At 69.8% G+C, this 22540-nt stretch carries 7 protein-coding genes; 1 reads left to right on the top strand and 6 read right to left on the bottom strand.

What is annotated here, in order from left to right; genetic code table 11:
- Positions 1 to 24: 24 nt before the first annotated feature.
- A complete protein-coding gene (locus CYU89_RS16170) occupies positions 25 to 3921 on the bottom strand; it encodes an amino acid adenylation domain-containing protein (protein ID WP_296282578.1) in 3897 nt (1298 codons plus the stop codon).
- Positions 3922 to 4334: 413 nt separating this feature from the next.
- Between CYU89_RS16170 and CYU89_RS16165 the strand changes: the two genes are divergently transcribed.
- Positions 4335 to 6044, top strand: coding sequence for a hypothetical protein (locus CYU89_RS16165; protein WP_296282577.1), 1710 nt, complete (start codon positions 4335 to 4337; stop codon positions 6042 to 6044).
- Between the two features lie 81 nt (positions 6045 to 6125).
- Here the strand turns inward: CYU89_RS16165 and CYU89_RS16160 are convergent, their stop codons facing one another.
- The 5 genes from CYU89_RS16160 to CYU89_RS16140 all read right to left on the bottom strand — a co-directional run bounded on the left by CYU89_RS16160 (position 6126) and on the right by CYU89_RS16140 (position 22499).
- Complete coding sequence (locus tag CYU89_RS16160) at positions 6126 to 7907, bottom strand: hypothetical protein (RefSeq protein WP_296282576.1); 1782 nt, start codon at positions 7905 to 7907, stop codon at positions 6126 to 6128.
- Complete coding sequence (locus CYU89_RS16155; RefSeq protein ID WP_296282575.1) at positions 7904 to 8683, bottom strand: alpha/beta fold hydrolase; 780 nt, start codon at positions 8681 to 8683, stop codon at positions 7904 to 7906. The genes CYU89_RS16160 and CYU89_RS16155 overlap by 4 nt, the downstream gene beginning before the upstream one ends.
- Positions 8676 to 9464: a hypothetical protein gene (locus CYU89_RS16150; RefSeq protein WP_296282574.1), complete on the bottom strand. Its 789-nt coding sequence runs from the start codon at positions 9462 to 9464 to the stop codon at positions 8676 to 8678. The genes CYU89_RS16155 and CYU89_RS16150 overlap by 8 nt, the downstream gene beginning before the upstream one ends.
- A 139-nt stretch (positions 9465 to 9603) precedes the next feature.
- A complete protein-coding gene (locus tag CYU89_RS16145; RefSeq protein WP_296282573.1) occupies positions 9604 to 16140 on the bottom strand; it encodes a non-ribosomal peptide synthetase in 6537 nt (2178 codons plus the stop codon).
- Positions 16141 to 16151: 11 nt separating this feature from the next.
- Positions 16152 to 22499 (bottom strand): type I polyketide synthase, encoded by a 6348-nt coding sequence (locus tag CYU89_RS16140; RefSeq protein ID WP_296282572.1) that lies wholly within the window; start codon positions 22497 to 22499, stop codon positions 16152 to 16154.
- Between the last annotated feature and the right edge of the window lie 41 nt (positions 22500 to 22540).

The following is a 22540-nucleotide window of genomic DNA, read 5'->3' as shown; positions in this document are numbered from 1 at the left end:
AACGCACAAAGGCGCGCCGGTCGGTCATGGCCGGGCTGCCTGTACCCCCGCGACGCAGGCGGCGAAGCGCTGCGCGAGCTCCGGCTGGTCGATGAAGTCGTGGTGACGGCCGGGTAGCGTGTACACCTCGATCCGGCCTTCCACCCACCCGCGCCAGCCCAGCGCGTCATCGTCCTCGTGCCCGCGCAGGGGGGTCCGGAACAGGGCGACGTCGCCCGGATAGGGGTGCGGCCGATACGAGGCGAGCGCTTGGTGATGGGCGCGCTCGACCTGTTGCAGGCGTACCTGCTGCGGCAAGGGAAGTCCCGGCGAACGCCGGTGGCGCCAGCCCGCACGCGGCGAGTCCCACAGCCGCACGCGCAGGCGACGGAGGAGTTCGGTCCATGGCGTGTGCGCCAGCGCTTCGCGCCAAAGCGGCACGCGCCGCCACCACCGGCGATGCATCAGGCCTGGCCCGAACGTGTCGAACATCGCCAGCAGCACCACCTCGCGCCCAGACGCACGCAGCAGGCGCGCCGTTTCCAGCGCGAGTACACCCCCCATCGACCCGCCCGCCAGCATCAGCGGGCCCTGCGGGCGCGCGGCCTGGATCGCGGTGGCATAGGCGTCGGCCATGGTCTCCACACGTGTCGAAGCGGCCGACATCCCGTCGAGACCCGCCGCCTGCACGCCGAAAACCGGCTGCCACGATGGCAACGCATCGAGCAGCGGCATGTAATTGAGCACGTTGCCGCCGACGGCATGCACGAGGAACAGCGGTATGCCGTGCCCGCCGGCACGCAGGGTCACCAGGCACCGTCCGTCCGCGACCGCGACACCTTCGCCCTCGCCGACCACCGCCACCGTCGCCTCGATGGCCTGCGCAAGCGTGGCCACGGTGGGATGCGCGATCAGCGTGGCCAGCGGCAGGTCCACGCCATGCCGCTGGTGGAGTTCGTTGAACATGCGCACGGCCAGCAGCGAGTAGCCGCCGAACTCGAAGAAATCGTCATCCACCCCGACCTCGGTCCGCTGCAGCAATCGCGACCACTGTTCGCAGAGTTCGCGCTCGAGCGGCGTGCGGGGCGCGACGCGGCGACGCAGCGGCGTGGAGGCATCCAGCGTGGGCGGCGGCAGCGCGCGCCGGTCGATCTTGCCGTTGGGCGTCTTCGGCAGGCGTTCCAGCACTTCGATGTAGTGCGGACGCATGTAGGCCGGCAAGGCCGCCGTCAAGCGCTGGCGGAGGCGTTGCTCCACCCCGGCCGGCTCGGCCGCCGTCGACGCATACAGCACAAGCACCTGGTCGCCGCCGTCTAGGGTACGCACGACCGCCACGCACTCGGTGACGCCGTCGTCGCCCGCCGCCGCCGCTTCGATGTCGCCCGGTTCGATGCGGTACCCGCGCAGCTTGATCTGCTCGTCCGCGCGCCCGTGGAAGTGGAGCCGCCCCGCATGCAGGCGGCCCAGGTCGCCGGTGCGGTACATGCGCGAGCCGTCATCGGCGAACGGATCGCGGACGAACCGCTCGCTGCTCAGGTCGGACCGATGCAGATATCCATCGGCAACCCCTGCGCCGCCGATCCATATCTCTCCCAGCGCGTGCGGCAGGGCCGGTCGCCGCTGTCCATCCAGCAGATAGAAGCGCGTGCGGGCGACCGGTTGTCCCAACGGCACGGTGTCCTCGCTTCCGTCGATGCGATGAAGGCTCGACCATACGGTCGTTTCCGTCGGCCCATACATGTTCCAGAGTTCGCGGCATTGCCCGTGCAGCGTGCGCGCCAGCGGAAGCGGCAACGCTTCGCCGCCGACCAGCAGGCGCAGGGGCGCGAGCACCTCGGTGCGTCCCACCTCCTGCAGCAGCGCCATCAGCGACGGCGTGGTCTGGAACAGCGTGCATCCGTGCCGCTCGATCAAGCGGCACAGGGCTTCGGGGTCGCGATGTTCCGCATCGTCGGCGATCACCACCTGCGCGCCGCAGACCAGCGGCAGGTACAGCTCGAGCGCGGCGATGTCGAACGAGAGCGTGGTCGCCGAGCACGCCACGTCGTCACGGGTACAGCCCGGCTGTTCGCGCATCGTGGCCAGGAAGTTGACCAGGTTGCGATGCAGGATCCGCACCCCTTTCGGTTCACCGGTCGAGCCGGACGTGTACAGCACGTAGGCCGCATCGTCTTCCGCGACCCGGGGCAGCGCTCCGTCCTCACCGGTCGACTGCACGTCCGCCAACGTGAGCAACGCCCGACCTTCCGCCAGTCCGTCGGGCAGCGCCGCGTCCTCGCTGACCAGAAGCGTGCGCAGGCCGGCATGGTCGGCCATGTGCCGCAGGCGCTGGGGAGGAAAGGCCAGGTCCAGTGGCACGTAGGCCGCCCCGGCGCGCAGCACCGCCACGACCGCCACCAGCATGTCCAGCGACCGCGGCAACGCGATGCCGACCAGATCGCCACGCCCGATGCCACGCGCGGCAAGTCCGCCCGCTGCGGCGCGCGTGCGCCGGTCGAGCGTCGCGTAGTCGATCGAATGGGGCCCGCATGCGGCGGCCTTACGCGCCGGATGCGCGGCGAAGGCCTGTTCCAGCATCGCCACCAGGGACGGGGCATCCCCGCCCGGCGGTGCGATGTCGTTGACGAGCGCGAAGTTCGCCAGCGGCTGCGAGGACGTCAGGTCGATGGACTGGATAGCCGCCTCGTTCCCTGACGCAAGTTCCTCCAGCAGGCGCAGGTACAGGCCCACCCAGTCGCGCAGCGTCGCCGCGTCGTACAACACGGTCTGGTATTGCACCTCCAGCACCAGGGCCCCGGGCGTCTGGCGCCAGTAAAAACCCAGCTCCCAGGCGGCGGCCGAACGCGGAAGCACGTTCAACGCGCAGCGCACGTCGTCCATGCGCAGCTTGTCGAGCGACGGGGCCAGGGTGAAGATGGATTCCAGCAGCAGCATGCGCCCCGCGTGCCGCGGCAGTTGCAGCGCATCCACGATGCGTCCGAGCGAAGTGTCCTGGTGATCCGCCGCCTCCGCCAGGCGGGCCTGCACCTGTCGCGCCAGCGCTTCGAGCGGGGCGGCCGGGTCCACCTCAACCCGCAGTGGCAGGGTGTTGTCGGTATCGCCCACGACGCGCGCGCCACCGCCGCGTGCCGCACCGGCGAAGGGAATGCCGCAGACCAGGTCGGTCTGTCCGCTCAACCGATGCAGCAGTGCGAAGTACGCCGACAGCAGCAGCGCGAACCGCGTGGTGCCGGTATCGCGTGCGCGTTCCCGGATCTGCTGCCACCGCGCCACGGGCAGCTCCACGGTGAAGCTGGCGGCGTCGAAACGGATCCGCGCAGGCCTGGGCCGATCGGTGGGCAGCCGCAAGGGTTCCGGCAGCGTGGCGAACCGCGCGCGCCAGTACGCCAGGCTGCGCGCGCCTTCGGGCCCGTCGCGACGCGCACGTTCTTGCCCCACGAAGTCGCTCCAGCGATCCGCAGCCGGAATGCGTGCACGCGCCTCGGGCGTCGTCGCGTTGTAGTGGTCCATCAGGTCCTTCAGCACCACCCGCATGGACCACCCATCCATCACCAGGTGATGCGCGGCCATGAACAACCGATGGTGGTCGGGCGCGAACGCGTACAGGATGCCCCTCACCAGGGGTGCGACCGCAGGATCGAACGGTGTCGCGCGCCACCGGCGGCACGCGGCGGCGTAGGCGGCTTCCGCGTCGGCCACGGCGGACAGGTCTTCGACCTGCAGCGCCACCGCGCACTGCGGCTGGTGGATCTGCTCGGTACCGTCGCGCGAAAACGCGACCGCCAGCGCCTGGTGCCGCGACACCACCTCGCGCAGCGCATTCTCGAAGCGCGTGCGATCCAGCGGCCCATCCATCACCAACTCGAAGGCTTCCCCGAACGCCAGGGTGGCCTCGTCGCTGTAGCGGCTCCCCAGCCACTTCTCCGCCTGCGCATCCGTCAACGGAAACCGGAGGTCCCCCGCATGCCCTGCCCCTGGTGCATCTTTCCGCAAGAATGGCCTCCTGATGCACATTCCTCTCTTTGCCTTCGAGTATAGGCAAATGTGAGACGTGCGACCCGGTTTGGCGTCTTGCAGTGTTGACGGGGACGCCGCGCCATGGCGTCTACTCGCTCCCCAGACGACACGCTGGCTGCGGCCATGTCGTTCGTGAAGGTGTCCTTCACGATGCTGTGGGCGGGCTGTATACCAGCGCCCATAAAGCGCAAAAACGTGAATCAGGTTTGAATCCGGCCAGAAGCGATTCGCCGATCCGTGAACCAATCGGCAGCGCCACGCATAACGTCGTATAGACTGGCCATCGGACAGGGGGTCCCCGTTTTTCGATACACAACGGCCGACAGGAGCCGTTCTAGATGACTGCATCCCGCATTTTGTCCCCCCGTAGCCTGCTGGGCCTCGTGCTGGTCCCGCTGGGCCTGGTCGCTTCGGCCGCCCACGCCCAGTCGCTGGGTGTCTGCAACTCGTTCTACACCTCCGGCTTCTCCCTCGCCGAGGGCAAGGTCAATCCGGCCATGCCGGCGCTGGGCAAGCCCGCCAAGGGCGCCGTGCTGAAGGAGCCGAACTTCAACACCTGCCTGGTCCGTGCCACGGACCATGCGGTCGAGCCGCCGAGCACCTTCGCCCGCAACGACTACTCGCGCCGGCAGGCATTCAACGCCGACAACACCTATTTCATCGTCTACTCGAACGATGGCTGGTGGCACCTCTACAACGCCAACACCCTGGCGCACATCCGCGCGCTGTCGCCCAAGGTGGCCAACGCCAACGTGTCCTCGGCGTACCACATGGCCGGCGATGCCGAGCCGCAGTGGCACCCCACCAATCCCAATATCCTGTACTACCTGCCCACCAACGGCGGCACCACGCTGCTGTCGCTCGATGTGCGCACCAACACGCACACGGTGGCGGCGGACTTCAACGGCAAGCTGCCGTCGTGGGCGTCGACCGCCGCCCACATCTGGACCAAATCGGAAGGCTCGCCGTCGGCTGATGGCCGGTACTGGGGCTTCCAGGTGGAGAACAGCAACTTCGGCCTGCTGGGCTACATCGTGTGGGATCTCCAGCAGAACCGTCTGGTCGGCAGCCGCCAGGACAGCAACCGCCCCGATCACTCCAGCATGTCCGCCTCGGGTCGCTGGTACATCACCTCGTCCGACGACACCGGCACGTGGGCGTGGTCGCCCGACTTCACCCAGAAGAAGAAGCTGCACGCCAAGAGCGAGCACTCCGACATGGCGCTGGGCCCGAACGGCCAGGACTACTACGTGTCGGTGGACTACCAGAGCTCGGCCGGCGATGTGTTCTTCACCGACGTCGACGCCTGCCCGGCGGTTGCCGCCAGCGCCACGACGGCGCCGGTCTGCCCGCGCACCGTGCTCTTCCCCAGCTACGCCAACGGTGCCGCGACCGCGATGCACTTCTCCGGCAAGGGCTTCAGCAAGCCGGGCTGGATGGTCTGGAGCACCTACGCCACCACCGGCGCGCGCGATGGTTCCTGGCCGTGGTTCACCAACAAGATCTACGCCGTGGAACTGAAGGCGAACCCGCGCGTGTATGCGCTGGGCTATACGCGCCGCGCCGAGTCCGCGGGCGGCTACTGGTCCGAGCCGCACGCCTCGGTGAGCCGCGACTTCACCCGGATCGCGTTCAACAGCAACTGGGCGGTCAACGACGCCAACAACATCGATACGTACATCATCCACATCCCGCAGTCCGCGCTGCCCGGCGGCACCACGGCGCCGCCGCCGACCAGCGGACGCGTCACCGGCGGCACCCTGCCCCCGCTGACCAATACGGCGACGACGGCGGGCAGCCAGCCGGTGTCTGCAGGTACCGCCCCGGCGGTGACCGGTGGCAGCACCTCGACCGCTCCGGCGTCGGGTGATGTCGGCACCGGTGCCACGACCAGTGTCGCCTCCCGCGCCGCGCGGAGCGCCAAGGCCAATGCGCGCCGCGCGATGTCGGCACTGCGGCGCAGCAGCCCACGGCTGACCAGTGCACTGCTGTCGCTGCCGCTGGTCTACTGGGCGGACCAGCAGTGGGAGCTGGACGAGCAGAAGTAAGCCGTCGCCGCGCCCCGCGGCACACGATCACGAGGCCGGCGGAACCCTGGGTTCCCCGGCCTTTCTGCTTTCTGCGCGACGTCACAGGTACCACGGCCAGAGCGACGCGCCCCACAGCAGTCCCAGCCGCGACTGCTGCATCACGTGCGAAACCCGGGACGCAATGCGTGGCGAGCGTGCCGCGGGATCGTCGGTCACCGGCATCCGTCGCGCTGCATCGGGTGGCACGCCGTGGGCGTCCAGCACCTGCCATCGCCCGGCGGCATTGAAGGTATGGCACCCATCGTGGTCCGGTGCCCAGGTCGGGTCCAGTTGCGAACTCCTGCGCTCGCGGTAGCGTTCGGGATCGAGTTCGATGACTTCGTTGAACACCACCGCCGCGCCATACACCGGTGCACAGCACTGTGCGGGACGCCACAGGCGCCCGCCGTGGTGGAACAACCGGCCTGCCGGACGCGCGCTGCGCACGTCCGCGACGAGCGGGTTGGCCGGATGCGGGCGGTAGGGTCCCTCGAGCGCGTCGGCGACGAACAGGAACAGTTCGTCGGACGGATTGCCGCCACTCTCGGATACGTTGCCGAACAGGTACCAGTGCCCGTCATGGTGGTGCAGCGTCGGGTCCACGCAGGCGCAGCCTTCGAGCAGATCGCACACGCGGGTCCAGCCGCGCGGAAAGTCGGTCGTGCGGTACAGGCTGACGCGATCGGCCTCGTAGGATTCCACCGTCATGTACCACGCCCCTTCCCAGCGGAACACCTGCGGATAGGAAAGGTGGAAGGGCTCGTCCAGCACAGTGCCTAGATTGATCGCCGTACCGTCGTCCAGGATCTGCAGGCACGCGATCACGCCCTGGTTGCGCGCATCGACGAACTCCTCGACGAACAGCAGGCAACGTCCGTCGTCGTCGACCAGGAAAGGATCCGCCCAGTAGTCCTTGCCCGGCGCCACCAGCGCACGCGAGGCGCCGATGCGCGGTGCCTCCGGCAGTACCGGGTCTGCGGCATCCGGCATCAGCACGTACCAGGGTTGGTGCGTGGCGCGGCGCCGTGCGCCGGACTGCAGGAGCAGGCGCAGCGCGATCCACGCGGCATGCACGCACATGCCCATGTTCCAGCGGATCGGCGCCGGCCCCACCTGCAGACGCGCCATCGACGCCGTGCCGCCCGTGTCGGGCAGGTCGCGGATCGCGCGCAGCAGCAGCGCGGGCAGCTTCAGGAACGCCATGTCGCGATGCTGGCTGAAGGACACGGCACGCGTCGCGCCCCAGCTGCCGGCCAGCACCTCGGGCGCGGCGGCTCCGTGCCGGGACAGCTCCAGCGTGATCGGCGTGGCATCGTGCCCTTCCAGGATCGGCGACAGCAGGGCCGCACCCGCACGCACCGGATCACGCAGGTCGCCGTCGAGCAGCCAGCAGCCGTGCGTGGCCACGCCGGCGAAGGCACGGCCCCATGCGGCCGGCCCCATGCAGATGACCAGGTCCGGGGCCAGCGTGGACAGCCGGTCGCGGATCGCATCGGGGTCGCGCAGTACGGGGGCGTCTTCCGTCGCAGGGCCATGCAGGTCCGCGGGCAGCGTCCCCGTAGTCAGCGGGCCTTCCATCGGACGTCCGCGCAGGCGCAGGAACAGACGGAGCAGCGTGCGCTCCAGCCACAGGAACGGGAACAGGCCGAGCGGCAGCCGACGCGGCGACGGCTCCGCTTGCGCTTCCGCGTACACGGCGAGCAACTCGACGTCGTCACGGTCGCGCGACAGTTCGAACGAGCAGGCCAGCCAGCGCGGCACGCGTGCGGGCCCGACGAACACGACGCGCAGGGGCCGCGCGCGGCGGCGGGCGTACAGCGAAGTACGCAAGCGCGCCGTCATGCCGCCACCGCCCAGTCGCGCACCTGCGCGAGCACGTCGTCGCGGTGCGACGGCGACAGGATCAGGTGGTCGATCTCCGGCCTGAACGCAACGCGCAGGTGCGGGTGGTGGCGATGACGGCCGAACGTGGCATCGAGTTGCCGGGGATGGAGCAGGTAATACGAAACACCGCCCGTATAGAGCGCGAAGATGCGGACGCCGCGCTCGAGCAGTTGATCCAGTTCGTCCAGGAATTGCGGGTGCGCAGGCCAGTCGCGGTAATCGAGCAGGCCCGGCGCATCCTCCGGACGGGACCGGAAGAAGCGCGCCAGCATGCCGAACCAGCGCGTCGGCGCGCGCGACAGCACCAGTCCCATCTGGCCCACCCGGAACCACGCGTTCTGCACGGCCAGGCCATCGAGCAGCCACAGGCCGTCCACGCGCGGATCCTTCACCGCCGTGCGCCAGCCGAGGTCGGCCGCACTGCAGATGCCACCGACGATGAAGCGATCATTGCCGGTGGCGGCCTGCGCGGCATCCATCGCCTCCCGCACGACCTCCGTCTTGCCGGGATGCGAGCCCGCGGGGGCATCGCCCACCATCGGCAGGTCGAAGCGCAGCACGTCGTACCCTTCGGCCGCCAGCGTGCGCGCCAGCCGGACGTGCAGACGGAACGGACCCATCCGGTGGATCAGGCCGGCGTTGAACAGGACGAACGTGCGTCCACGGCGCGTCCCCTGCGCACGGGTCAGCAGGCCGAACGCCTTGCCGCCATCCAGCGGAATCACATCATCCATGCGCGTGCCGCTCCGGTTGCCACTGCGTGGCCTGGTCGAGGACCTCCTGCAGCCCGCCCAGGGGAATGAGGCCATCGAGATCGATTTCGCTGATCCATCGCTGCAAGGCGTCGGGCAGCACGAAGCGCGCATCCGCGCGGACCGGGCCTTCGCCCGCCGGCGTGTCGAACAGCGCCACCGGTACGCCCGGATCGCCGTCGAGACGCAGCGCCTGCATCTGCGCGGGAAAACCTGAAGGCAGGCGATAGCCCATCAGATCGTCGGTCGTCGCGGGTGCGGCCGAGCGTGCACGCGGGTAGCGCGACCGCGAGTTGCGTTCGCTCGCATCGCGCCTGCGCAAGGTCTCGACATGGCGCGCGCCGTCGACGACGGGTTGCCAGAGCCAGAGCGCCGACGCGCCGAGCGACGCCGCTTCCCGCCATGCGAACAGGGCCGACGCGCGCACGGCCATGAGGTACAGCGGCACGCCGGGCGCGATGCTGCGCGCGGCGGCGGCGGCCAGTGCCAGGTCGCGCGACGCGCCTTCGGGATCGAACGCGGACTCCTCGCCTTCCGAATCGCCGGTACCGAAATAGTCGAAGCGCAGGCACGCCATGCCGCGGTCCGCGATCATTCCGGCCAGTTGCGAGAAGAAACGGTAGCTGCGCATGTGTTCATGCAGCAGCGGCGGGCACATCAGCACGACGGCGTCCGCGCGCGCCTGCCGCGGAAGGTGGCGGATGCAGAACAGTCGCCGGTCGTCCACGCCGAAGAATCCCGGCGTCATCGTGGTGTCGCTCATCGCCGGCATGCGCAGCGCCCCGTCCGGCGCATGCAGCCTGCGGACACTTCCGTCCGCGCTGATCCGTTCAACACCACGTTCCCCCCCAGTATCGGCGCCGGCCGGGCGGCCATTGCCACGCCGCGTCCCCGCCGCCACGCTAGCGGACACGGGACCGACTCCCACGCCGCCACCAGTTCGCCATCCGGCGGAACATACCGACAGGCGGCGCCTCGGCCGCGCCGTCGATACGATCGCCTGCCGACGATGGCAGCTGTTCCGCCGCCTGCGCAAGGGTCTGCGTGGCCAGCTCCAGGATCCGCAGGCGCACGCCGGTGTCGCGCGCAACCCGGTTGGCCATCTGCACGGCGAGCATCGAATGCCCGCCTACCTCGAAGAAATTGTCGCCCGCCTCGACCGGCACGCCCAGCATGTCGCTCCAGACCTGCGCCAGGTACGCCTGGCGCGGGTCGTCGAAGCACGCGGGCCCTGCGGTACCGTGGTTCGGGGCCGATGCCGAAGGTACTGGCAAGCGGCTTCGATCCAGCTTTCCGTTCGGCAGCAGCGGCACCGCCGGCAGCCTGACGATGTGCTGCGGCACCATGTAGCGCGGCAGCGCATCGCGCAATGCGGCCAGCAGACGCTGCTCGTCGGCCTCGCCGTCGGTGTCCATCACCACATACGCCACCAGGCGCACATCGCCCGGCGTGTCCTCGCGCACGATCGCCACGGCGCGCTGCACGCCCGCCTGCCGTGCCAGCACGTGTTCGATCTCGCCCAGTTCGATGCGATGGCCACGCACCTTCACCTGGAAGTCCAGCCGGCCCTGGTGCTCGAGCACGCCGTCGGTGCGCCAGCGCCCGCGGTCACCGGTGCGGTAGAGGCGCGCGCCCGAGGCGGTGCCGCCCGAGACCAGATGATCGGGGATGAAGCGGTCGGCGGTGAGTTCGGGGCGGTCCAGGTAACCTTGGGTGACGCCGGCGCCACCGATGTGGATCTCGCCCGACACGCCCGGCGGACACAGCGCACCGCGCGCATCGAGGACCCACACCGTGGTGTTGGCGATGGGACGCCCGATGTGGATGTCGGGGCTGCGCCCGTCTTCACCCGGCAGGATGCGTGCGCAGGTCGACCAGACGGTGGTCTCGGTCGGGCCATACATGTTCCACAAGTCCACGCCGCAGCCCAGCAGGTCCACTGCCAGGTCCGGCGGCAGCGGCTCGCCGCCGCACAATGCCTTGAACGGCCCGTCCGCCTTCCAGCCCACATCGCGCAACATGCGCCAGGTCGAGGGCGTGGCCTGCATCACCGTCGCCTTCGCGGTGCGCAGCAGTCGGGCCAACGCATCGCCATCGATGGCCTGCTCGCGGCTGGCGACGACCACATGGGCACCCACCGCCAAGGGCAGGAACAGCTCGAGCACGGCGATGTCGAACGAGGTCGTCGTCACCGCGACCAGCCTGTCGTTCGCGGACAGGCCGGGTTCGCGCGCCATGCTGGCGAGGAAGTTCACCACCGCACCGTGCGGCACGCAGACGCCCTTCGGCTTGCCGGTGGAACCCGAGGTGTAGATGACGTACGCCGTCGCGTCCTGTCCGCCGAGGGTGGCGTCGTGGACGGCCGGCACGCGCGGAGCGGCGGCGATCGCGTGCGCATCGGCGTCCAGCCGCAGCAGACGCTCCATGGGCAGGTCCAGCGGCGCCGCGAGATCGCCTTCGCTCACCACCAGGCGAAGGCCGGCGTCGTCGACCATGAAGCGCAGTCGGTCCGGCGGGTAGGCCGGATCGAGCGGCACATAGGCAGCGCCGGTCCGCCATACCGCCAGCATCGCCGCCACCAGCTCCGCGTGGCGGTCGAGGCAGATGCCGACCCGGTCGCCGGCCTGTACGCCGCGACGCACGAGCTCGTCGCCGATGCGGGCACTGCGTTCATGCAGGGCGCGATAGGCCACCTCGTTGCCGTCGCAGGACACGGCGACCGCGTCGGGCGCCAGCACGGCCTGCGCGTGCAGCAGCGCATGTGCCGTGCGTTCGGCAGGCACGGCCACGGCCGTCGAGTTCCACTGCCCCAGCCGGGTGGCATCGTCGGCGCCGACGATCGGCAGCGACCCGATGGTCGACTCGGGCTGGCGGGCGATCGCGTCCAGCAGGGTGCCGAAGCGGTAGCCGATCGCGCGCGCGCCTTCCGGCGTCAGGATGTCCGCGTTGTAGCCCAGTGCCCCCGACAGGCCGGTTGGATGCTCAAGGAACCAGATGCCCAGGTCGTGCGCCATGCCCTTCTGGAACATCAGCAGGTGTTCGTGGCGCAGTTCGCCCCACTGCAGGTTGCGCGCACGCACATCCTGGAACGAGAACAGCGCCTGGTAGATCGGCGAGCGGCTGGGATCGCGCGCGACCTTCAGTGCCTGCATCAGGTGTTCGAACGGGACGTCGGGATGGTCGAGCGCTTCCACCAAGCCGGCCTTGACCTCTTCCACCAACGCCAGGAACGGCATCGCCGGATCCAGCCGCCTGCGCAACGGCAGCACGTTGACGAAGAAGCCCATCACCTTTTCCAGCGCATCGCTGGGACGGTTGCGGAACGGCATGCCGACGACCAGGTCGTCCTGTCCGCTCAGGCGGTGCAGCAGCACGTAGTACGCGGCCAGCAGGGTCATGAACAAGGTCGCGCCGACGCGCCCGCCTACCTGCCGCAGGGCATCCGTGGTGGCACTGTCCACGTGCACCCAGTCGGTACCGCCGATGCCGCTGGCGCGCGCCGGCCGCGGCTTGTCTTCCGGCAGGTGCAGCGGTTCGCCGCTGCCCGCCAGGTGCGTGGTCCAGTAGGTCACCTGCCGCTGCAGCGCGTCGCCTTCCAGTTGCTGGCGATGCCAGGCGGCGAAGTCACCGTAACTCGTCTCCAGCTCCGGCAGCGGCGAGGCCTGGCCCTGGGCGAAGGCCGCGTACAGCGCCGACATCTCCGCGTAGAAAATGTCGAACGACCACCCGTCCCAGATCACGTGGTGGGTCATGAAGTAGAGCACGTGGTCGTCTTCGGCCAGCGTGTACAGCGCCACGCGGAACAACGGGCCCTGGTCGAGCACGAAGGGTTGCGCGGTGCGGGCCTCCAGGTCGGCCATCAGCGTGGCCATGCGCTCCGGTTCCGGCAGGTGGGTCAGGTCGATGGCGGGCAACAGCGGGACATCGAGCGCATCGTCGATGACCTGCACGGCCGTCTCGCCCTGCGACACCAGGCGCGTCCGCAGCGAGGCCTGGCGCCGCACCATTTCGCGGAATGCGCTGTCCAGCGCCTGCAGGTCCATCGGGCCATGCAACCGGTGCGCCGACGGCGTGTTGTAGGTGACCGTTCCCGGCTCGATCTGCTCCAGCACCCACAGGCGCTGTTGCATCAGCGTCATCGGCGCGGTGCGCGGGTCGGCGAGCTTCGGCACGATCAGCGCGGCGGACGCGGCGTCCTGCGGCAGCCCGCCCAGGCGTGCACGGAGTGCCTCGGACAGACCGCGCGCCGTCGGCGTGTCGAACAGCTGTCGCAGCGGCACGGGCAGCCCCAGCGCGCGACCCAGGCGCGTGCACAGTTGCGCGGCCAGCAAGGAATGGCCTCCCGCCTCGAAGAAGCCGTCGTCCATGCCCAGGGCCGGACGCCCGAGGACGTCCTCCATCGCTTTCACCACCTGCGCCTGCAGCGCATCGGCCGGGGCGGTCGCCGGCGACGAGCGCGTCGCGGCGGCCGCATCCACGGTCGACGCCTCCGGCGCAGGCAGCGCCTTGCGATCCACCTTCCCGTTGGGCAACAGTGGGATCGCCGGCAGTCGCAGGATGTGCTGCGGCACCATGTAATCGGGCAGGTGCTGCTTCAGGTGGTGCACCAGCGCGGCGTCATCGACGCCCTGCGACGATGCGGGAACGACATACGCCACCAGCCGCACATCACCGGGCCGGTCCTCGCGCGCCATCACGACCGCGCGCGCGAGTGCCGGATGCGTCAGCAACTGGCTTTCAATTTCGCCCAGCTCGATGCGGTACCCCCGCACCTTCACCTGGAAGTCGAGACGTCCCAGGTGTTCGAGCTCACCGTCCGGACGCCAGCGGCCGCGGTCGCCGGTGCGATACAACGTCGGCGATGCGATGCCGGTGCCGAAGCCGGCGGCCGTGGTGGCGAACGCATCCGGCAGGAAACGGTCCGCCGTCAGCTCGGGCCGGCCGAGATAGCCCAGCGTCACGCCTTCGCCACCGATGCAGATCTCGCCCGGCACGCCCCGCGGACAGGGCTGGCCGTTGTCGTCGAGGATCCAGACCTGCGTGTTGGCGATGGGACGGCCGATATGGATGTCGGGCATGCCCGGCTGCGCCGGCGCCATCACGCGCGTGGCCGTCGACCACACCGTCGTCTCGGTTGGGCCGTAGAGATTCCACAGCTCGCCGCAGCGCGGCAGCAGTGCCTGCGCCAGGTCCGGCGGCAACGGTTCGCCGCCGCACATCGCCTTGAAGCCCGCACGCCCTTCCCACCCCGCTTCGAGCAGCAGGCGCCAGCTGGCCGGCGTGGCCTGCATGGCGGTGGCGTCGGTCGCGGCCAGCAGCGCGGACAGCGCAAGGCCGTCGATCACCGTGTCCTTGCCGGCCAGGATGATCTCGGCGCCCACGCTCAGCGGCAGCATCAGCTCGAGGACGGCGATGTCGAAGGACAGCGTGGTCACCGCGACCAGGCGATCCTCGGCCGACAGGCCGGGCTGGACCTGCATGGCGGTGATGAAATTGGACACCGCGCGGTGCGGTACCTGCACGCCCTTCGGGCGGCCGGTAGAGCCCGAGGTGTAGATGACGTAGGCCGGCCCTTCCGGATCCGCCGCGCCGCCATCGCGTCCCAGCCGCGCGGCCGGCAATGTGGCGAGTTCGGTCGCCAGCGAGTCGAGCGCCAGCACAGGACGCCCGCGAAGATCGAAGCGGGCCGCGTGGTGCGACTGGGTGACCAGCGCCGCCAGGCCTGCATCGCCGGCCATGTACGCGAGCCGGTCGGCGGGAAACTGCGGGTCCAGCGGCACGTAGCCGGCGCCGGCCTTGAGGATGCCCAGCAGGGCCGCCAGCATGTCGGCGCCACGGTCCAGCGCCAGGCCGACCAGCGCGCCCTTCTGCACGCCATGCCGGCGGAGCAGGTGCGCAATGCGGTTGGCGCGCACTTCCACCTGGCGGTACGTCAGCGCGCCATCGTCCGCGCGCACCGCGTTGCGATCCGGCGCGCGGTCGCACTGCCGTTCGAAGAATTCGTGCATGCGGCACTGGCGATCGAACGCCACGGGCGTCGGCTGCAAGGCCACCAGTTCCGCCAGCATGGCCGCGTCGACCAGGGGCAAGCGTGCGATCCGTTCGCCCGGTGCCTCGCACGCCGCTCGCAGCAGCGTCTCGAAGGCCGACAACCATCGGCGCACCGTGGCCGCCTGGAACAGGTCGGTGTTGTACTGCGTTTCCAGCCGCAAGGTGCCGTCGACCTGCACGGCGTTGATCGACAGTTCGAAGTTCTCGTAGTGGCGGGGATTGGTGGTGAAGTCCAGCGCCAGGCCCGGGAAGCCGCTCTTCTCCTGGTCCAGCGCCTGGTCGATGTTGAACATCACGCTGACCAGCGGCAGGCGTGCGGGGTCGCGCGCGATGCGCAGCTTCTTCAGCAGCGTGCCGAAGGTGTAGCGCTGGTGCTCGATGGCATCCAGCAGCGTGGTCTGCGCGGCATCGACGACCTGGGTGAAGCTGTCGCTGGACTGCAGGTCGAACTTCAAGGGCAGCAGGTTGACGCAGTGCCCGACGAGATGGTCATGGCCATCCACCGACTGTCCCGCCGCCGGAATACCCACCACCACCTGCTCCTGCCCCGCGATGCGCGACAGCAGCGCGGCGAAACCGCCCAGCAGGGTCGCGAACAGGCTGGCACCGCGTCGTGCACCGAGCCGGCGCACGGCGGCCACCAGGTCGGCGTCGAGCACGTGGTCCTCGCGCAGCGACGCGAAGCTGCGGCGCGCGGGGCGCGGCCGGTCGGTGGGCAGGTCCAGCACGGGCGACAGGCCTGCGAACTGCGACAGCCAGTAGGCCTCGTCGTCGCGGTATTGCGGCCCCATCGGATGCCGCGCTTCCGCCAGCGCATAGTCGGCATAGTGCTCGGCCTCCGGCAGCGCGCCTTCGCCCTGCCCGTAAGCGGCTCCCAGTTCGCGCACGATCACCCACCACGACCAACCATCGCAGACCAGGTGGTGCGCATGCATCAGCAGCACGTGGTCCTGCGCGGACAGCCGCACCAGTTCGGCGCGGAACAGGCGGCCCTGCGCCAGGGCGAACGTGGTTTCGACGCCCGTGCGGCGACGCTCTGCGAGCTGCTGTTCGCGCTCGGCCGCAGGCAGCGGAGAAAGATCCGTCAACGGCAGCAGCAGCGGCGCGGGCTCCAGCACGCAGAAGGTCTCGCCGTCCGGACCGAAGCTGGCACGCAGCGCGTCGTGACGCGCAACGACGGCCTGCAGCGCACGCTGCAGGCGCGCAGCGTCCAGGGAACCGCGCAACCGCAGCGATACCGATTCGTTGTAGGCGAGGGACGCGTCTTCACCGAGCTGCGACGCCAGCCACAGCTCGCGCTGCGGCTCCGTGGTCGGCACCACGCGCGCCAGCGCGCCACCGGCGAAGGGGTCGTAGTCGACAGCGATGGTCGCGTCCTGGCGTTGCACCCTCGCCTCCCTCACGCAGTCACCCGGAGATACTGGCCGGGAGCATCGGGATTGGGCACGTACCACGCCGGGCGGCCGTCGGGGTCGCGTCCCAGCCGGGCGCCGGGCGCAACCGGATCAGCCGCGTCCATGACCGTGCGCGAGGTGGCCGCGTGGCGCGGCAGCAGTTCGGCTTCCTGCAGCTCAAGCACTGCTTCCTTCCACGCCTGCGTGATGGCCTGGAAGTCGGCCTCGCTGTGGGCGGTGGTGAAGAAGCACGGGAAATTGTCGAGGATGTGGATGCCACGGCTGCGCATCATCGCGAACAGCAGGTCCTGCAACGGATGCTCTTCGTCGAAGTGCGTGCGCCACAGCGATGCGAAGTGCTTGATGCGCACCGGCGCGCCGACGCCCTCCGAGAACGCATTCAGTTCCGCCGCCATCGCCGCGGTGCGCTCGTTGAGGCGCTGCTGCAGGCCCGCGCCGTGTTCCTTCATGTGCAGCAGCGACGCCTTCGCCGCCGCGAGCGTGAGCGGATGGCGCACGAAGGTGCCGGCGAAGTAGGTCACGCCGGCCGGCGGCGTGGAGTCGTCGCCGTACTGCCAGTAGCCACCATCCAGCGCATCCATGTACTCGCGCTTGCCGGCCATGACACCGATCGGATAACCGCCACCGACCACCTTGCCGTACGTGCACAGGTCGGCCTTGATGCCGAACAGCGCCTGCGCACCGCCGGGATGCGAGCGGAAACCGGTGATCACTTCGTCGAAGATCAATACCGCGCCGGCCTCTGCCGTGATCTTGCGGACGTCCTTGAGGAACTCGACCGGCTGGAAGTCGGGACGGCGGCTCTGCACCGGCTCCACCAGCACGGCCGCGAGCTCGTGCGCGCGCTCGCGGATGATCTGCAGGGTCTCCGGCGTGCCGTAATCGAGCACCAGCACCTTCTCCGCGGTGTTGCGCAGGATGCCGGGGGCGGCCGGCACGGCGCGCAGCTTCTTGGTGCCGCGCACGATCACTTCGTCGTTGATGCCGTGGTAGGAGCCGGAGAACACCACGATGGTCTCGCGGCCGGTCGCGGTCCGCGCGATGCGCATCGCGCCGAGCACCGCCTCGGAGCCGGTGTTGCACAGCGCGGCGCGATCATGGCCGGTCAGTTCGCACACCAGCTGCGACACTTCGCCGGCCAACGGATGCATCGGGCCGATCTCGTAGCCGTGTTCGATCTGCTGCTTCACCGCATCCACCACGAAGTCCGGCTGCCAGCCGAAGAGGCTGGTGCCGAAACCATTCAGGGCGTCGACGTATTCATGCCCGTCGATATCCCACACGTGGGATCCCTTCGAGCGCTGCACGACGATCTGGTACACGATCTCCTTGGTGAGCGGCCGGAAGCCGGTCACCACGCGCGGGTCGGCCATGTGGCCGCGATGCTGCTGCGTATAGGCCTTGGAGTTGGGCGTGCGTGCCGTGTACCGACGGATGAAACCATCGAGGCGTTCGCGCTGGTGCGGGTTGAGTTCGGTACCGTTGTGCGCGTCGATGCGGGCGATCGCGCCGAAGGCCTTCTTGACGTCGTAGCGCGTATGGGCGAGCGCCGCTTCCTCGTCGGCGGCGGCGGCCGTGCCCGCGGGTGCGGACGCGGCAACCGGTGCGGACCGCGGCGCGGAGACCGGCGCGGCCTCCACGGGCGGCGCGGAGACCGGCGCGGCCTCCACGGGCGGCGCGGGCGCGGGCGTGGGCGCCACGGCGGCAGGCGCGACGGGTGCGGTGCCCGCAAGCAGGGCCAACTGCTGGGACATCAATTGCATCTGCTGGGCGATCAGCTGGCTCAGCGCATCCCCGCCTGCCAGTGCCTGCATCGGCGCGAGCGTCACAGGCGCTGGTGTGGGCGCCAATGTCGCCGGCATCGCGGGGGCCGACGGTGCCGCGAGCACCGCGGGCGCTGCGCTCTGGACGACGGGGGCCGCCGGGGCCGGCGCGGTTTCGGGCGGCAATTGCGCATCCAAGCCCTGGGTCAGGCGATCGAGACTGGCGTATTCGCCCATCAACTGGCGGAAGGTGATGCGCACCGGGAAGGTCTTCTGCAACTGCAGCGCGACCTGGGTCAGCATCAGGCTGTCCAGGCCCAGCTCGATGAAGTTCGCATCGCCGTCCGCGTCGGACAGCTCGAAACCGGCCACGTCCTCGAACACCTCGCGCAACTGCGCGGCAATGCGGGGGCGACGATCGGCAGCGGGCGGTGCGATTTCGGGCACGACGGACATCAGGAACTCCGGGGCCGCACGCGCGGCCAGGCTGGGGTGGGGAATGACGTTGCGGGGCACCGCATGGGCGGCCTCTACCCAATAACGCTTTTTTTCGAACGGATAGGTCGGCAGGCAGAGACGCAGGCGACGGCCCCGTCGATCCAGGGCCTCGGCATGCACGTCGACGCCCTGCGACCACAGCTGCCCGAAGGCGTTCAGCAAGGCCGCATGTTCGCCCTCCACGTTGTCCGCCAGCGAGGCGACGGCGGCAATGCGGTGCTTCTGCAACAGGGGTTGCTGGCGCGATAGCGTGGCGAGGGTATTGCGCGGGCCGATCTCCAGCAGCACGCGGCCAGGACGCTCCAGGACGTGCGCGACGGCAGAGGAGAAGCGCACGGGCTCGCGCAGATGGCGGGCCCAGTACTCCGGCGACACCGCCTGCGCGTCCGCGAGCCATTGGCCGCTTGCGGTCGACAGGATGGGCAGCGACGGCGCGTGGCGCACCAGCGCCTCCACTTCCGCGCGGAATGCCGGCACCACGGCGTCCATCATCGCGGAGTGGAACGCGTGGGATGTCTTCAGCGCGCGGCAGGCCACGCCCTCCCCCTCCAGCTGATGCTGGAAGGCGGCGATCGCCTCGTGCGGCCCCGCCACCACGCAGGCGCCCGGTGCATTCTCCGCCGCCAGCGACAGCGCATCTGGCAGGCGCGCCTGCAGCGCATCGAGCGGCAGGCGCACGGACAGCATCGCGCCCGCGGGCTGCGCCTGCATCAGGCGGCCGCGGCGCGCGACCAGCCGCAACGCATCCGGCAGCGAGAACACGCCCGCCAGTGTCGCGGCGACGAATTCGCCGACGCTGTGGCCGACCATGGCCGTGGGCACCACGCCATGCGACATCCACCAGCGCGCCAGTGCGTATTCGATGCTGAAGATCGCGGGCTGCATGATGGCGGTGGGCAGCAAAGCGTCGGCGTCGTCTCCGAACACCAGCGCGCGCAGGTCCTGGCCCAGTTCGACATCGAGCACCTGCGCGCAGTCGTCGAACGCGGCGCGGAAGGCCGGCTCGGCGGCGTACAGCGCCCGTCCCATGCCGGCGTACTGGCAGCCCTGCCCGGGGAACATGAAGACGACATCCGCCGCCTGGACAGACCGCGACTTCGATGCATTGGCCGACACATCGGTGCTGCGCAGCAGCGCGACCGCGTCTGCCGCACTCGCCACCGCCACGGCGATGCGATGCGGGAACGCCTTGCGGCCCACGGCGAGTGTCCATGCCACGTCGGCGACATTGAGAGCGGGTTCGCGTTCCAGGTGATCCGCGAGCCGGGCGACCGCCTCGCCCAGGGCGGCGGGCGTGCGCGCCGACAGCGTGAGCACCTGCGGGCCGTCGCCGGGGTCGGATGGCGCAACCGCGGGTGCTTCCTCCATCACCACGTGCGCATTGGTGCCGCCCACGCCGAAGGAGCTGACCCCCGCGCGCCGCGGTTGGCCCTCGAGCGCATTCCAGGGCGCCAGCTCGCCGCTCACGCGGAATGGCGTGCGCGTGAAGTCGATCACCGGGTTGGCATGGCGGAAGTGCGCGGTCGGCGGCAGGCAACGCTCGCGCAGCGCATAGGCCGTCTTGATGACGCCGGCGGCACCGGCCGCCATCAGCAGGTGGCCGACGTTGCTCTTCACCGAGCCGACCACACAGAAGTCCGTGTCGTCGGTACTCTGGCGGAACGCGCGCGTCAGCCCTTCGATTTCGATGGGGTCGCCCATCGGAGTGGCGGTACCGTGGGCCTCCACGTACCCGATGCTGCGCGCCTCCACGCCTGCATCGGCGTGCGCCATGGCGATCACCGCGGCCTGCCCTTCGCTGCTCGGCGCGGTGAAGCTGGCTTTCTGGCCGCCGTCGTTGTTGACCGCCGCGCCACGCACCACGGCATGGATCGGGTTGCCATCGGCGATGGCATCGGAGAGGCGCTTGAGCAGGACGACGGCCGCCCCGTCGCTGAACACCGTGCCGCTGGCATCGGCATCGAAGCTGCGCGTATGACCGTCGGCGGAGAGCATGCCGCCTTCCTGGTACACGTGTCCGCTGCGCACCGGGCAGGTCACCGCGATGCCGCCTGCCAACGCCATGCTGCAACGCCCCGCACGCAGGCTGTCGATCGCCTGGCTGATGGCGACCAGCGAGGTGGAGCACGCGGTGTGCACGCTGACGGCCGGGCCGGTGAGGTTCAGCTTGTGCGCGACGCGCGTGGCGATGTAGTCCTTCTCGTTGCCGAGCATCACCTGGAACGCGCCGAGCTTGTCGACCAGGTCGGGATGCGCCAGCACGTTGCGCTGGTAATAGCTGGCGTTGTACATGCCGGCGAACACGCCGATCGGCTCCGTCGTCGCATCCGGCACGTGGCCGGCGCGCTCGATGCATTCCCAGCACAGCTCCAGAAAGATCCGCTGCTGCGGATCCATCAGTTCCGCTTCCTTCGGCGAGATGCCGAAGAAGGCGGCGTCGAACTTGTCGACGTCGTCGAACACGCCCCGCGCCGGTACGTACGCCGGGTCGGCACGCTGCGCATCGGGAATCCCGGCATCCAGCTCATCGGCGGCGAAGCGGCTGACGCTGTCGCGACCGGCGCACAGGTTGTCCCAGAACGCTTCGACGGTCGAGGCGCCCGGGAAGCGACCGGCCATCGCCACGATGGCGATCGGCTCGTGGGCGCGCAGGTCGCGCCGGGCGGACATGCGCGCGGCGTCCAGCGGCTGGCGCTGGCCATCCGCCATCGCGGCGGCGAGTTGCGCCGGCGTCGGCGCGCGGAACAGCGCCATGGCGGGCACATCACCCACGCGCTCGCGGCGCGCCGCTTCGAGTACACGGATCGCCAGCAGCGACGTACCACCGAGGTCGAAGAAGTTGTCGTCGCGCCCCAGGTCTTCCAGGTCGAGCACATCGGCGAAGATGCGGCACAGCGCCGCTTCGGTCGCATCGCGTGGCGCGCTGTACGCCCCGGCCCATTCGGGACGTCCACGACCGGGGCGCGGCAGCTTGTGCCGGTCCAGCTTGCCGTTCGGCGACAGCGGCAGCGCGTCCATCTGCACATACGCCACCGGCACCATGTAGTCAGGTATTGCCTCCACCAGATGCTGCCGCAGGCGCTCCAGGTCGACGGGCGCATCCCGGTCCCGGGGCGCCAGGTAGGCCACCAGGCGCTTGAGGCCGGGAACGTCCTCGCGCGCCAGCACGCCCGCTTCGCGCACGCCGGGGAACGCCATCACCTGCGCCTCGATCTCGCCGAGCTCCACGCGGAAACCGCGGATCTTCACCTGGAAGTCCTGCCGCCCCAGGTATTCGACCGTACCGTCCGGCAGCCAGCGACCGATGTCGCCGGTGCGATACATGCGCGCGCCGGCGCAGTCGACGAACGGATCGGGCAGGAAACGTTCGGCCGTCAGGTCATCGCGATGCAGGTAGCCGCGCGCGACCACCGGACCGGCCAGGTAGAGCTCGCCGACCACACCGAGGGGCAACGGACGGCCCTGCGCGTCGAGCACGTAGATGCGCGCATTGGCGATGGGCCTGCCGATGGTGGGCAGGCGCGGCCAGGCATGCGGATCTTCCGGCAACGTCAGCGCGGTGACCACATGGGTTTCGGTGGGACCGTAGTGGTTGTGCAGGCGGCAGCCCGGCAGCTGCTCGAAGAAGCGCACGATCTTCGGCTCGATGCGCAGTTGCTCACCGGCGGTGATCACTTCGCGCAGCGCACACGCGATGCGCTGGCCCTCGGGCAGCGAGGCAAGGTGGCCCTCCAGGCCCTCGGCCAGCATCTGCAGGGCGAAGTACGGCAGGAACATGCGCTCGATGCGCTGTTCGACGATGGTCTCGAACAGCTTGCCCGCGCTCATGCGCGTTTCCTGGTCGATCGTATGGAGCGTCCCGCCGGTCGACAGCGTGGCGAAGACTTCCTGGAACGCGACATCGAAACCCAGCGCTGCGAACTGCAGGGTACGCAGCGGCGCGTCATTGCCGGGCTCGCGCATCTGCCACTGGATCAGGTTGACCAGCGGCCCGTGCGGCATCGCCACGCCCTTGGGCTTGCCGGTGGAACCGGAGGTATACAGCACGTAGGCCAGATCTTCGGGGCCCACGCCGGCCTCGTCGTCGGCCAGGTCGTGCGATGCCATCGACG

Source organism: Pseudoxanthomonas sp., from assembly GCF_002863005.1.
Classification (GTDB): domain Bacteria; phylum Pseudomonadota; class Gammaproteobacteria; order Xanthomonadales; family Xanthomonadaceae; genus Pseudoxanthomonas_A.
Note: the sequence above shows the minus strand (reverse complement) of the source record. Positions and strands in the feature narration are given on the sequence as shown.

Bases quoted from the DNA above. Each gene is read 5' to 3' on its own strand.
- CYU89_RS16160 (WP_296282576.1), bottom strand. From the start codon at position 7,907: ATGACGGCGCGCTTGCGTACTTCGCTGTACGCCCGCCGCCGCGCGCGG.
- CYU89_RS16165 (WP_296282577.1), top strand. From the start codon at position 4,335: ATGACTGCATCCCGCATTTTGTCCCCCCGTAGCCTGCTGGGCCTCGTG.
- CYU89_RS16150 (WP_296282574.1), bottom strand. From the start codon at position 9,464: ATGAGCGACACCACGATGACGCCGGGATTCTTCGGCGTGGACGACCGG.
- CYU89_RS16155 (WP_296282575.1), bottom strand. From the start codon at position 8,683: ATGGATGATGTGATTCCGCTGGATGGCGGCAAGGCGTTCGGCCTGCTG.